Below are 13,379 nucleotides of genomic sequence, written 5' to 3'. Positions count from 1 at the left end.
CGCCCGCGTGATCCCCTCGTGCTTTCCCGCCCGGCAGGTCACGGTCCGGTATCGACCCGCCCTCCGGCGCGGGAGCCGGGAGGCTAGGCTCGACGGTCGTGGAGGACAGGAAGGACGCCGGCGTCGGGCCCGGCACGGCCGGAGGGGCGAGCGGGGCCGGCGGCGCCGCGGTCCCCGTCGCGGTCCACGTGGTCGTGGCGCCGGTGTTCGGCACGAACTGCGCGGTCGTGGTGCTCCCGGGGGCCGAGTGCGTCGTCGTCGACGCCGGGGCGGGCGTCGCCGACCGGGTGGTCGGGCTCGTCGAGCGCGAGGGCCTCGTGCCGCGCGCGGTCCTCGCGACGCACGGGCACGTGGACCACACCTGGGACGCGGCCGCGCTGTGCGAGCGCCTCGGCGTGCCGCTCGTGCTGCACGAGGACGACGCGTACCGGTTGCCGGACCCGTTCGGGACGATCGAGGACGCGCGCGCCGGGGTGTCCGGTCCGCTGGCCGCCGCGCTGCGCGACGCCGGGGCGCGTCCCGAGGACTACCGGGAGCCGCGGGACGTGCGCCCGTTCGCCGGGGGTCCTGGGGTCGCGGTGCCGCTCGTGGCACCCGGGCTGCACGCGGTGCCGGCGCCGGGGCACACCGAGGGGTCGAGCCTCTTCCTCGCCGGCGCCCCCGGCACGGGTGTCCTGCTCTCCGGAGACGTGCTGTTCGCCGGGTCCGTGGGCCGCACCGACCTGCCCGGCGGTGACGGGGCCGTGATGGCACGCACGCTGCGCGACGTCGTCGGCGGTCTCGACCCGCGGTGGGACGTGCTCCCCGGCCACGGACCCGCCACCACCGTGGCCCACGAGCGGGCGACGAACCCGTTCCTCGCCCGCGGCTGACCGCGCCCACCGGCAACCGGTCCGCGGCGATTGCCCCTCGCGGCGGCCGGTCTGGAAAGATCGGGTCCCATGGCCAGGCCCACACCCCTCTCCGGTTTCCCCGAATGGCTGCCCGACGGTCGCGTCGTCGAGCAGCACGTCCTCGACACGCTGCGCCGCACGTTCGAGCTGCACGGGTTCGCCGGGATCGAGACGCGGGCCGTCGAGCCGCTCGACCAGCTGCTGCGCAAGGGTGAGACCTCCAAGGAGGTGTACGTCCTGCGCCGCCTCCAGGAGGAGGCGAGCGAGGGCGACGACGCCCGCTCGGGCCGGCCGGACAAGCAGCTCGGCCTCCACTTCGACCTCACGGTGCCGTTCGCGCGCTACGTGCTCGAGAACGCCGGTCACCTCGCGTTCCCGTTCAAGCGCTACCAGATCCAGAAGGTCTGGCGCGGCGAGCGACCCCAGGACGGGCGTTTCCGGGAGTTCGCGCAGGCGGACATCGACGTCGTCGGCGCCGGCGAGCTGCCGTACCACTTCGAGGTCGAGCTGCCGCTCGTCATGGCCGAGGCGCTCGGCGCGCTGCGCGACATCGGCGTGCCGGAGGTCCGCGTGCTCGTCAACAACCGGCGCGTCGCCGAGGGCTTCTACCGCGGGCTCGGCCTCGACGCCGTCGACGAGGTGCTGCGCCAGATCGACAAGCTTGACAAGATCGGGCCGGCCAAGGTCGGGGAGCTCCTCGTCTCCGAGGCCGGGGCGACCCCGGACCAGGCGGACGCGTGCCTCGCCCTCGCAGCGATCCACGGCTCCGACGTCACCGTCGTCGACCGGGTCCGGGCGCTCGCCGCCGAGCGCGGCGTGACGAGCGAGCTCATGGAGACGGGCCTCGCGGAGCTCGCGGCCATCGTCGAGGCCGCGAGCGTGCGCGCACCCGGCGTGGTCGTCGCCGACCTGAAGATCGCCCGCGGCCTCGACTACTACACGGGCTCGGTCTACGAGACCGTCCTCGTGGGCCACGAACAGCTCGGGTCGATCTGCTCCGGCGGGCGGTACGACACGCTCGCGTCCGACGGCGCGACGACGTACCCGGGCGTCGGCCTGTCCATCGGCGTCTCGCGCCTCGTGTCGCGGCTGCTCTCGGCGGGGCTCGTCCGGGCGACGCGGTCGGTGCCGAGCGCTGTCGTCGTCGCGGTGACGACCGAGGACGCGCGGCCGTCGTCCGACGCGGTCGCGACCGCGCTGCGCGCCCGCGGGATCCCCGTGGAGGTCGCGCCGAGCGCGGCGAAGTTCGGCAAGCAGATCCGCCACGCGGACCGGCGCGGCATCCCGTTCGTGTGGTTCCCCGGCGGGACCGGTGACGACGGCACCCCCACGCCTGACCAGGTCAAGGACATCCGCTCCGGCGAGCAGGTGGACGCGGATCCCGCGACGTGGGAGCCGCCGGCCGAGGACTGGTGGCCGCGGGCGGTCCCCGCCGAGGGCTGACGGCGCAGGCCCCGGCGCCCGGGCGGGCCACGTGAGAGGCCCGACGCTGTCGCGGCGGGTGCCGTCCTCGGGGAGTGCGGGAGCTCGGGCAGCTCGACGCAGCCGCACGTGCAGGTCATGGACGGCCCGGACGCGACGACGGCGCGCGGCGTGCCGCTCGCGTTCCGCCACCACCGCGAGCACGTGCGCGGGGCGGGTCGCGCATCGTCGCGCGCGGCGTCCCCGCCGAGCGCTCCGTCGTCGGGCCCGCCGAACCGCCCGGCTGAGACGGCGGGCCTCCCTCCGGAGGGCCGCGCTCAGGACCGCGCCTTGACCGCGGATCGAACATCTGTTCGGATAGTGTCGTGCGGTGGGACGGACAGGCGATCGGCGTGGACGACGGCGCGCTGCCGGGGCTGGAGCGCGTCGGCCTCGTGCGCAGCGTGCGCACGCCCGAGTTCGCGGGGATCACGTTCCACGAGGTGACGGCGAAGAGCGCGCTGTCCAAGGTGCCGGCGATGTCGCGCATGCCGTTCCGCTGGACGATCAACCCCTACCGCGGGTGCAGCCATGCCTGCTCGTACTGTTTCGCGCGACCCACGCACCAGTACCTCGACCTCGACGCGGGCGAGGACTTCGACCGGGAGGTCGTCGTCAAGGTCAACGTCGACGACGTGCTCCGCGCCGAGCTGTCGCGCAGGAGCTGGACGCGCGAGGCCGTCGCGCTCGGCACGAACACCGACCCGTACCAGCGCGCGGAGGGCCGCTACCGACTCATGCCCGGGATCATCACGGCGCTCGCGGACTCCCGGACACCGCTGTCCGTCCTCACCAAGGGCACGCTCCTGCGTCGCGACCTGCCGCTCCTCGCCGACGCGGCGTCGCGCGTGGAGGTCGGCATCGGCGTCTCGCTCGCACTGCTCGACCCGGAGCTGCAGGCGTCGGTCGAGCCCGGGACGCCCACGCCGCGCGCACGGCTCGACCTGATCCGGGCGGTCCGGGACGCGGGCCTGCCGTGCGGGGTCATGGTCGCCCCCGTGCTGCCGTGGCTGACCGACTCGACCCCTGCGCTCACCGAGCTCCTCGACGCGGTGCGGGACGCCGGCGCGACGGGCGTCACGGTGCTCCCGCTGCACCTGAAGCCCGGCACGCGCGAGTGGTTCATGTCGTGGCTCGCGCGCGAGCACCCCCGGCTCGTCCCCGGGTACGAGCGCGTCTACGGCCGCGGCACCTACGCGTCGAAGGCCTACCGCTCCTGGCTGTGGGACCGCGTGCGACCGATGCTCGAGGCGCGCGGCTTCGGCGTCTCGGGCCGCCGCGTGCCCGCCGGGGTCGAGGGCCGCTACCGCCGCGGCGAGCTCGGTGGCCTGGGCGACGGCGGTCCACCCGTCGACGGGGCGTACCCCTGCGGCAGCCTCACCGGGTCGTCGTCGCCGACCGGCCCCGGCGCACCGCCGGCGCAGCACCCCGGCGCGCTCGCGGGCATGCCCGTCGACGGCGGCGGACTCGACGTCGCGGGCGCGGGCGTCGAGCAGGTGCTCTTCTGAGGCGCGGCGCTAGGACCCCGCCGGCCGCACCACCCACACCCGGACGGCCGAGCCGTCGCGGTGGTCGGTCGTCCTCGCAGCGTGCACGAACCCGGCGCGCTGCGCGACCGCCTCGCTCGGGTCGTTCCCGACGCGCGTGAGGAGGCGCACCTCGGCGTACCCGGACGCGAGCGCCCACGCGCTGAGCGTCACGACCGCGCGGGTCGCCAGACCTCGCCCGCGCGCGCCCGGCAGCAACGCGTAGTACACCTCGGGGGCGGTCCCGTCGAGACCGGCGAGCCCGACCATCCCCACGGCCTCGGCGGCCTCGGCGGCCTCGGCGGCCTCGGCGGCCTCGGCGGCCTCGGCGGCCTCGGCGGCCCCGGGCTCACCGGCGCGCTCGACGACGAACCGCGCCGCCGCTCCCTGCTCCGCGCGGGCCACCGACCGCGCCGCCCACCGCGCGGCGTCCGTGTCCGACATCCGTGCCGGGACGAACGTCCAGCGCGGGACGTCGGGCACGTGCGAGAGCGCCGCCCCCAGTGCGGCGTGCTCCTCGCGGAACGTGCGCAGCCGCGCGGCCGGCAGGCCGGGCAGCTCGATCACCGCCGGCGGCCGCGGCACGTCGGACGACCACGTGCGCGCCATCCCGCACCCCGCGCTCAGTCGCCCGCGAGGCGCGCGGGGAAGCCGCCCGTGGCGACCGGCCCCCACCGCGTGACCGTCACGCGCAGCAGGCACTTGCCCTGCGCGACCATCGCGGCGCGGTACTCGTCCCAGTCCGGGTGCTCGCCCGAGATCGCCCGGTAGTAGTCGACGAGCGGCTCGACGGCCTCCGGCAGCTCGATCACCTCGGCGGTCCCGTCGACCTGCACCCACGGGTCGGAGAAGCCCGGTCCGAGCGACAGGAGCGACGCCTGCGGGCGACGGCGCAGGTTCACCGCCTTCGCGCGCTCCGGGTAGGTCGACACGACCACGCGCCCCGCGTCGTCGACGCCGTACGTCACCGGGCTGAGCTGCGGCGAGCCGTCGGAGCGGGTGGTGACGAGGACGCCGTCGTGACGCGAGCGCAGGAGCTCGACGAGCTCGTCTCGCCCGACCCGGCGTGCGGTGGCGATCGTGCGGGGCATGGGATCCTCCTGGTGGGCTCGGGGACGTCAGCGACTAGACTCGCACGGGCGTCCGCGCGCCTCGCTCTCGCGCGCTCCCGCACCACAGACCCCCGCACCACATGGAAGGACGAACTCCGTGCTCCGCACCCACACGGCCGGCTCACTGCGGGCCGAGCACACCGGTCAGACCGTCACCCTCACGGGATGGGTCGACCGGCGCCGCGATCACGGGGGAGTGGCCTTCATCGACCTGCGCGACGCCTCCGGCATCGCCCAGGTCGTCATCCGCGACGAGGCCGTCGCGCACCCGCTGCGCAGCGAGTTCGTGCTCCAGGTCACGGGCGAGGTCTCCCGCCGCCCCGAGGGCAACGAGAACCCCAACCTGCCCACGGGCGAGATCGAGGTCCTGGCGAGCGACGTCGTCGTGCTCAACACCTCCGAGGCGCTGCCGTTCCAGGTCTCGACGGCGCTCGCGGACACCGAGACGATCGGCGAGGAGGCGCGTCTCAAGCACCGCTACCTCGACCTGCGCCGGCCTGCGCCGGCGCACGCGATGCGCCTGCGCGCGAAGGTCAACCAGGCGGCGCGCCGCGTGCTCGACGCCGAGGACTTCGTCGAGATCGAGACGCCGACCCTCACGCGCTCCACGCCCGAGGGCGCGCGCGACTTCCTCGTGCCCGCGCGCCTGTCGCCCGGCTCCTGGTACGCGCTGCCGCAGTCGCCGCAGCTGTTCAAGCAGCTGCTCATGGTCGCCGGCATGGAGCGCTACTACCAGATCGCGCGCTGCTACCGCGACGAGGACTTCCGCGCCGACCGTCAGCCCGAGTTCACCCAGCTCGACGTCGAGATGAGCTTCGTCGAGCAGGACGACGTCATCGCGCTCGCGGAGAAGATCCTCGTCTCGCTGTGGGAGCTGATCGGCTACACGGTGCCGACCCCGATCCCGCGCATGACGTTCCACGAGGCGATGCGCCTGTACGGCACCGACAAGCCCGACCTGCGCTTCGGCAACCCGCTCGTCGAGCTCACGGACTACTTCGCGGACACCCCGTTCCGCGTCTTCCAGGCGGAGTACGTCGGCGCCGTCGTCATGGCCGGCGGAGCCTCCCAGCCGCGCCGCCAGTTCGACGCGTGGCAGGAGTGGGCCAAGCAGCGCGGCGCCCGCGGCCTCGCGTACGTGACGTTCGGCGAGGACGGCGCGCTCGGCGGCCCGGTCGCCAAGAACCTGTCCGACGCCGAGCGCGACGGCCTGCGCGAGGCCACCGGCGCGCAGCCGGGCGACGCGGTCTTCTTCGCGGCGGGCAAGACCTCCGAGTCGCGCGCGCTGCTCGGCGCCGCGCGGCAGGAGATCGCCCACCGGACCGGTCAGGTCGACGAGGACGCCTGGGCGTTCGTCTGGGTCGTCGACGCGCCGCTGTTCAAGCCGACGGGCGAGGCCGCGCAGGAGGGCGACGTCGCGCTCGGCAGCTCCGCGTGGACGGCCGTGCACCATGCGTTCACGTCCCCGACGCCGGACTGGGTCGACACGTTCGAGCAGAACCCGGGCGAGGCGCTCGCCTACGCGTACGACATCGTGTGCAACGGCAACGAGATCGGCGGCGGGTCGATCCGTATCCACCGCCGCGACGTGCAGGAGCGCGTGTTCGACGTCATGGGCATCGGGCCCGAGGAGGCGCAGGAGAAGTTCGGCTTCCTGCTCGACGCGTTCAAGTTCGGCGCGCCGCCGCACGGCGGCATCGCGTTCGGCTGGGACCGCATCGTCGCGCTGCTCACGCAGTCGGACTCGATCCGCGACGTCATCGCGTTCCCGAAGTCCGGTGGCGGCTACGACCCGCTCACGCAGGCGCCCGCGCCCATCACGCCGGAGCAGCGCAAGGAGGCGGGCGTCGACGCGAAGCCCGCGCCGAAGGGCGAGCCGGGGAACCTCCCCGCGGCCGCCGCGGAGTGACGGGCAGCACCACGCGCGAGGGCGCGCCGACCACGCCGGTCGGCGCTCCGGCCTCGCCCGTCGGCGCGTGCCGTCGTGTCCCGTCGTCGTGGGCCTCGCACCCCGTCGTCGTGGCCGAGGCGCGCGGGTGGCACGTGGTCGACGTCCTCGCGGACGACGACGCGCTCGTCGTGCACCGCACGCTCCCCGGCAGAGGCGACGTCCTGTGGGGCGTCGGCTCCGCCGACGCGGCGGCGCGGCTGCTGCTCGACGCCGGGGAGCGGTTCGCCCCGGGCGTCGCGAGGTCGGCGCTCCCGCGCGGGACGACAGCCGCCGCACGCGGGCTCGCGGCGCGCACCGGGCGTGCGCTCCCCGCCCACCTGCGGACCGACCCGGTCTCGGCGTGGGACTGGTTCTGGACGGCGGAACCGCCGCCGTACCAGACCGGCGAGGAGCGCGTCGTCGGGCTCGTGGACGAGGCGGACCGTGCCGCGGCGCGGGCGCTGCTCGACGACGCGAACCCCGCCGCCGAGCTCGACCCGGCGGCGACGGGCACGCACTGGTGGGGCTGGGCCGACGACACGGGCGCGCTGCGGGCGGTGGCCGGTGCGCGGTGCCCGGGACCGGGCGTCCCGTGGGAGATCGGTGGCGTGGCCACGCACCCGGCCTGGCGCGGACGCGGTCTCGCGCGTGCCGTGACGGCGGCGGCGACCCGCGCCGCCCTGCGCGAGGCGGACGTCGTCGCCCTCGGGATGTACGCCGACAACGACGCGGCCCGGCAGGTGTACGGCCGGCTCGGTTACGTCGTCGGCCAGCGCTTCGAGTCGCGTCGCTGAGGGCGCCCTCGGGCGCCAGAACGTAGGCTCGAGGGATGGGGGCGAGCAGGGCCGACGGCGAGAGCGTGCGCACGACCCGGCTCTTCCTCGTCAACCTGCCCTTCGTCGCCACGGCGATGCTCGCGACCCTCGCCCTGACGGTGTACGACCGTTCCTCGGTGCTGTCGTCGCCGTACGTGGTCGGGATCGCGACGCTCGCGGTCGCGGTCGCCCTGACGCTGGTCGTGCCGTGGCACCGGCTGCCCGGGCGGGCGCCGATGCTCGTCGCCGTGGTCGACCTCGTGGCGGTGGCGCTGTTCGTCGCCGCGGACACGCCCCTGTCCCTGCTCGCCGTCTTCCCCGTCCTGTGGCTCGCGCAGCGGCACGGCACGGCCGGCGTGGTGACGGGCGTCGTCGGCGCCTTCGCGGTGACGTGGATCCCCACCGCTCTCGCCGACGGCGTCGCGACGTCGAGCCAGGCGGCACGCGTGGCACTGGTGCCGGTGGTCCTCGGCGCGGTGGCGCTGTCGGTGGGGGCGATCCAGCGCCGGTCCGACGCCCGCAACCTGCTGCTGCGCCGCCAGGGCGTCCAGCTGCGGCGCGCCGCGCAGGAGCTCGGGGCGGAGCGGCGGCTGCTGGACGCCGTGGTCGGTACCACCGGCGTGGGCATCGTCCTGCTCGACGCCGGCGGCACGGTCGTCCTTGCCAACCGGCTCGCGCAGCAGGCCACGGACGGTGCCGTCCGTGCGGGGGTCCGGCCCGCCGAGCTCCCGCGCGTGCGCAGCACGACCCTCGACGGCGTGCCGCACGAGCACGACATCGTGTCGCGCGCGCTCGCCGGCGAGGAGGTCCGCGGCGAGGTCGGGTGGTGGCAGCTGCCCGGCGGCCGGTTCGCCCTGCGTGCGTCCGCCATCCGGCTCGAGGGCGCCGCGACCGGCGACGCCGGGCAGCTCGTCCTCGTCACCCTCGAGGACCTCACCGACCAGGTGCTCGCGCTCGAGCTCAAGGAGGACTTCGTGGCCGCCGCCTCGCACGAGCTGCGCACCCCGCTCACCTCCATCGTCGGCCACCTCGAGCTCGCCGCCGACGACCCGTCGGCGTCGCGCACGGTCGCCCGGCACCTCGACGTCGCGACCCGCAACGCCGACCGCCTGCTCGACCTGGTCGACGGTCTCCTCACCGCGGCCGCGACGCGCGGGGCCGCGCTCGAGCTCGAGCGGTCCGACGTCGACCTGTCCGCCGTCGTCGACGACGCGGTCACGGCGATCGCGCCGCTCGCCCGCAGCGCGGGACTCGACCTGGTGTGGTCGCCCCCGGCGCGCGGGGCGGGCGTGCGCGGTGACCGGCTGCGGCTGCGCCAGGTCGTCGACAACCTCCTGTCGAACGCGGTGAAGTACTCCGACGGCAGCGGCACGGTCGAGGTGCGGCTCGACCACGACGGCGAGGCGGGCCTCGTCGTGCTGCGCGTGCGTGACGAGGGGGTCGGTATCGCCGCCACCGACGCCGAGCGGGTCTTCACCCGGTTCTACCGCACCGCGTCCGCGCGCCAGGGCACGCGTCACGGCACCGGGCTCGGCCTGCACGTCGTGCGTGAGATCGTGCACGCGCACGGCGGGACCGTGGAGCTCGCGAGCGAGCTCGGGGCGGGAACCACCGTCGAGGTGCGGCTCCCGGCGGGAGCGCGCCCGTGACCTCGCTCGACACGACGACCGTCCTCGTCGTGTCCGCCGTGCTCATCGCCGTGGTGTCGTCCCTGTTCGTCCTCGGGGTATGGCGCCGCGGGCGCACGGACCGCGTCGACCGCTGCTGGAGCCTGACGTTCCTGGCCGCGGTGGTCACGACGTTCGCCTACCTCGCCGCCGAGACCCCGGCGCTGTGGTGGGCGACGGCCCTCGGCAACGGCGCGTTCGTGCTCTCCCTCGGCGCCATCTGGGCCGGCGCCCGCGCGCGCGACGCGCGGCCGCCGCTGCTGTCCCTCGTCGCAGCCTCGGCCGCCCTCGTCGCGGTCCTCGCACTGGTGCGGGGCCCCGACGGCGGACCGTGGGCCGGTGGGCTGGCCTACCTCGCGGCCCTCGCGACGTGGTGCGCGCTCGCCGCCGTCGAGCTCCTCGCGCGCACCCGCCGCCGTGCGGGCGAGACCGTCGCCCTCGGGGCCGTGTGCGCCGTCGCCGCGGCGTACTACGCCGGTCGCGCCGTCGCGTTCGCCGCCGGCGGACCCGCCTCACCGACGTTCGAGCGGTTCTTCGCCACCTCCACGACGACGGTCGTCAACGTCGTCCTCGTCGTCGTCGGCGCGTTCGCGATGATGGCGCTGCGCACGCGCGAGACGGCCGAGGCGGCCGTGTCCCGGTACGACGCCGCCCTCGGCACCAGGACGATGCCGTACCTGGAGAGCTCCGTGGCGGAGCGCGCCGCGCGCGGGCGGCTCGGCCCGACGCTGCAGGTGGTCGTGCTGCGGCTGCAGGACGCGCGCGAGCTGCGGGCCGCGTTCGGTCGCGAGGGGCGCGAGCACGCCCGGGCGCACCTCGCCGCGGTCGTGCTCGAGACCCTGCCGGGCCAGGCGCTCGCGGGCCACGACGACGGGCACCCCGACGAGCTCGTCGTCGTCCTGCCGGGGACGGCCGACGGCGACGCCTGGCTGCAGGACGTCGAGCGCACGCTCGTCGAGCAGCCGCTGCGGCTCGACGGCGACACGGTCGTCCTCGACGTGCGGCACGACGTCCGGCACGGGAGCGCGGACGGCCTCGCCGATCTCGTCGCGTCGTGCCGCACCGCCGTCGCAGGCGCGTCCTGAGCCGATCCTGAGGCGTTCCTGCGCCGACCCCGATCCCGTGCCGAGGCGCCCGGCACAGGATGCATCTCGTTGAAGCCGCAACTATCGACGAGGTGCCTCATGACCGCCCTGCTCACGGACCCGATGCTCGACCTCCGCCTGCCGGACGCCCTCGCGCTCGACCTGCTCGGCGCCGGGCCCGAGCGGTTCGCGTTCACCGCCGCCGACCTCGCCACCCCCACGCACACCCGCCGCGCGACCATCGGCGCCGTCGTGCCCGCCTACAACGAGGCCGCCACGATCAAGGCCGTCCTCAAGGGTCTGCTCCGCCAGACGCGCCTGCCCGACGTCGTGCACGTCGTCGTCAACAACACGACCGACAAGACCTTCGCCAAGGCCTCGAAGCTCGCCGGGGAGCACACCGTCGTGCGCAAGGGCGTCGAGCAGATCACCCGCGTCTACGTCCACGACCTCGGCAAGCTCGCCGACAAGAAGGTCGGCGCGCTCAACTACGGCTACCGGCTCGTGCAGGGCGCCGACTACCTCCTCGGCGTCGACGGCGACACCGTCCTCGCCAAGGACGCCGTCGAGCGCCTCGAGGCGGAGATGTCCTCCGACCCGCGCATCGGCGGCATCTCCGCCATCTACACCGTCGACAACACCGACGCCCCGCGCGGCGTCCCGCGCTTCCTGCTCACCGGCCAGCGCGCCCAGTTCGCCGCCTTCAACATGCAGAACCTCCTGCGCGGCCGGAACATGGCCGTCCTCGGCGGGCAGGCCTCCCTCTTCCGCACCTCCGCGCTCGAGGAGGTCATGACCGCCCACCACCAGGCGAACCCGTGGGTCTCCGACTCCGAGGTCGAGGACTCCCTGCTCAGCCTCCAGATCAAGTCCCTCGGCTACTCGACGAAGATCTCCGCGACCGCCCGCGCCACCGTCGGCGGCATGACGACGATGCGGGCCCTCGACGGCCAGCAGGTCAAGTGGAACTACGGCGCCATCGACCTCATGTGGCCGGGCCAGCGCGGCGACACCCAGGGCCAGCCCTTCCACCCCAACCTGCGCCTGCGCTGGATGGAGAACGCCTCCATGGTGGTCAACGCGCTCACGCGCGTCGCCTTCGGCCTGCTCGTCGTCGGCGCCCTGAGCATCGGCGCGTTCGAGTTCTCGCCCGTGTGGCTCGTGCCCCCCGCCGTCGCCGTCGCCCTCAACCTGCGCACCGCCCTGTCCATGCGCGACCACAACTGGCGCGACGTGCTCTTCGCCGCCACCCTCGTCCCCGCCGAGGCGTACATGTGGATTCGCATCGGCCACTTCGTGCGCGCCTGGGCGAAGTTCCTGTCCCGGTCCCGCACCGACAACTGGGCCGCCCAGGCCAAGGCCGAACGCGGCGCCGGCTGGGCCCACCTCAGCCCCGTGGCCGTCGGCGTGGCCGCGCTCGCGGCGACGGCGTGGGCGTGGACGATCCTGCCGGTCGCGGCCCAGTCCGCCGTCCTCGCGGTCGGCTGGCCCGCGCTCGGGGTCGTGACCGTCCTGCAGACCCTGTCCATGCTGCGCCGCCTCGTGCGCCGCCAGCACGGCTACACGGCGTGACGCACGGACCCGGCCACCCGGGCGCGTGGGACGCGCTCGCGGACGAGCTCGACGGCGACCGGGACGCCGTCGCCCGGTTCGTCGCCGCGTGGGCGCAGGCGCTGGGCCCCCGCCTGCGGCGGGTGCACGCGGCGCTCGCGGCGGGGGACGTCGACGACGCGGAGGTCGCGCTCCTGACCGTACGGTGCACCTCCACCATGGTCGGTGCGCACGCGGTCGCCGAGCTCGCGTCGGGCGCGCTCGACGCGCTGCGCGCTGCCGACGCCGAGGTGGGTGGTGCCGACGGCGCGGGTGCGGGGCCACCGGCCGTGGCCGTGCGGCACCTGGCGGACCTGGCGACGGCGGCGGTCGAGGCGGTCGCACGGACCGGCGCGGTCCTGCCCGGGTGGCGGGCCGACGGCGCCCCGTCCGCCGCGGGGACGACGGGGCGGACCGGGCCGCCGCCAGAGGGCCCCGATCAGGTGGTGCCGTCGAACCGGTAGCCCACGCCCCGCACGGTGCGGATCCACCGCGGCCGGCTCGGGTCGTCACCGAGCTTGCGGCGCAGGTTCGCGACGTGGACCTCGACGCTGCGCCGGTCGGCGTCGGCGACGGGGGTCCCGGTGTCGTACGCCTCGCCCCACAGCACCCGCACCATCCGGTCCTTCGCCAGCACGTGGCCCGGTGCCTCGCACAGCGCGGCGAGCAGGTCGAACTCGCTGCGCGTCAGGTGCACCTCGACGCCGTCGACGTGCACGCGCCGCGCGTCCACGTCGACCTCGAGGCCGTCGGCGACGTGGCGGGACGCCCCGGAGCCCTCGACCACGTCGGCAGGACCTCGGCCGCTCGCGGGGTCCGGGCCGGTCGCGGCGTCCGGGGCCGCGCGGGTCGCCGCCCCGGGTGGGGGAGCGGCGCTGCGGGGACGACGCAGCAGCGCCTCGATGCGGGCGCGCAGCTCGCGCGGTCGGAACGGCTTCGTCTGGTAGTCGTCGGCGCCGGCGTCCAGGCCCATGAGCGCGTCGATCTCCTCGCTGCGCGCGGTGAGCATGACGACGTACGTGTCCGACACGGCACGGATGCGCCGGCACACCTCGAACCCGTCGATGTCGGGCAGGCTCACGTCGAGGGTCGTCACGAGCGGGTCGGTGCGCCGCACGAGCTCGACGCTCTCGCGCCCGGTCACGGCGGTGCGCGTGCTGAACCCCGCCTGGCCGAGCACGGTCACGAGCAGGTCGCGGATGTCCGGGTCGTCCTCGACGACGACGGCGGTGCGCTCGGCGGTGTCGTGACCTGCGGTCATGTCGCCCAACATGGCGCCCAACCTACGCGGCGGGGGCCC

The 13,379-nt window shown here is 75.4% G+C and carries 12 protein-coding genes; 9 read left to right on the top strand and 3 right to left on the bottom strand.

What is annotated here, in order from left to right:
- Nucleotides 1-98: 98 nt before the first annotated feature.
- The 3 genes from ACFTZA_RS12205 to ACFTZA_RS12195 all read left to right on the top strand — a co-directional run bounded on the left by ACFTZA_RS12205 (nt 99) and on the right by ACFTZA_RS12195 (nt 3,862).
- A complete protein-coding gene (locus ACFTZA_RS12205; protein ID WP_378194879.1) occupies nt 99-872 on the top strand; it encodes an MBL fold metallo-hydrolase in 774 nt (257 codons plus the stop codon).
- 69 nt (nt 873-941) lie between these two features.
- Entirely contained in the window at nt 942-2,336 is a 1,395-nt protein-coding gene (gene hisS, locus ACFTZA_RS12200) for a histidine--tRNA ligase (protein WP_378194876.1), read from the top strand.
- 344 nt (nt 2,337-2,680) lie between these two features.
- Nucleotides 2,681-3,862, top strand: coding sequence for an Rv2578c family radical SAM protein (locus tag ACFTZA_RS12195; RefSeq protein ID WP_378194873.1), 1,182 nt, complete (start codon nt 2,681-2,683; stop codon nt 3,860-3,862).
- 9 nt (nt 3,863-3,871) lie between these two features.
- Here the strand turns inward: ACFTZA_RS12195 and ACFTZA_RS12190 are convergent, their stop codons facing one another.
- Both ACFTZA_RS12190 and ACFTZA_RS12185 read right to left on the bottom strand, forming a co-directional pair.
- Nucleotides 3,872-4,489, bottom strand: a complete 618-nt coding sequence (locus ACFTZA_RS12190) for a GNAT family N-acetyltransferase (protein WP_378194870.1) — start codon at nt 4,487-4,489, stop codon at nt 3,872-3,874.
- Nucleotides 4,490-4,503: 14 nt separating this feature from the next.
- Nucleotides 4,504-4,971, bottom strand: coding sequence for a PPOX class F420-dependent oxidoreductase (locus ACFTZA_RS12185; protein ID WP_378194867.1), 468 nt, complete (start codon nt 4,969-4,971; stop codon nt 4,504-4,506).
- A 118-nt stretch (nt 4,972-5,089) separates the two neighbouring features.
- On the opposite strand from ACFTZA_RS12185, the gene aspS reads away from it, so the two are divergent.
- The 6 genes from aspS (at nt 5,090) to ACFTZA_RS12155 (ending at nt 12,543) form a co-directional block, all read left to right on the top strand.
- Nucleotides 5,090-6,901 (top strand): aspartate--tRNA ligase, encoded by a 1,812-nt coding sequence (gene aspS / locus ACFTZA_RS12180; protein WP_378194864.1) that lies wholly within the window; start codon nt 5,090-5,092, stop codon nt 6,899-6,901.
- A gap of 110 nt (nt 6,902-7,011) precedes the next feature.
- Nucleotides 7,012-7,716 (top strand): GNAT family N-acetyltransferase, encoded by a 705-nt coding sequence (locus ACFTZA_RS12175; protein WP_378194861.1) that lies wholly within the window; start codon nt 7,012-7,014, stop codon nt 7,714-7,716.
- A 35-nt stretch (nt 7,717-7,751) separates the two neighbouring features.
- Nucleotides 7,752-9,386, top strand: a complete 1,635-nt coding sequence (locus tag ACFTZA_RS12170) for a sensor histidine kinase (protein ID WP_378194858.1) — start codon at nt 7,752-7,754, stop codon at nt 9,384-9,386.
- A complete protein-coding gene (locus ACFTZA_RS12165) occupies nt 9,383-10,489 on the top strand; it encodes a hypothetical protein (RefSeq protein WP_378194855.1) in 1,107 nt (368 codons plus the stop codon). Before ACFTZA_RS12170 ends, ACFTZA_RS12165 begins: the two co-directional genes overlap by 4 nt.
- A 99-nt stretch (nt 10,490-10,588) precedes the next feature.
- On the top strand, nt 10,589-12,061 hold the full coding sequence (locus tag ACFTZA_RS12160; RefSeq protein WP_378194852.1) for a glycosyltransferase family 2 protein: 1,473 nt from the start codon (nt 10,589-10,591) through the stop codon (nt 12,059-12,061).
- Complete coding sequence (locus ACFTZA_RS12155) at nt 12,058-12,543, top strand: hypothetical protein (RefSeq protein WP_378194849.1); 486 nt, start codon at nt 12,058-12,060, stop codon at nt 12,541-12,543. Before ACFTZA_RS12160 ends, ACFTZA_RS12155 begins: the two co-directional genes overlap by 4 nt.
- On the opposite strand, the gene ACFTZA_RS12150 is transcribed toward ACFTZA_RS12155, so the two are convergent.
- Complete coding sequence (locus ACFTZA_RS12150) at nt 12,519-13,340, bottom strand: response regulator (protein WP_378194846.1); 822 nt, start codon at nt 13,338-13,340, stop codon at nt 12,519-12,521. The two genes, ACFTZA_RS12155 and ACFTZA_RS12150, sit on opposite strands and share 25 nt — an antisense overlap.
- Between the last annotated feature and the right edge of the window lie 39 nt (nt 13,341-13,379).

Origin of the sequence: Cellulosimicrobium sp. NPDC057127 (genome assembly GCF_042670945.1) — a bacterium.
In the GTDB taxonomy this organism is placed as follows: Bacteria; Actinomycetota; Actinomycetes; order Actinomycetales; family Cellulomonadaceae; genus Cellulosimicrobium.
The sequence above is the reverse complement of the archived record's forward strand: the minus strand, read 5'-3'. Positions and strand labels throughout refer to the sequence as shown.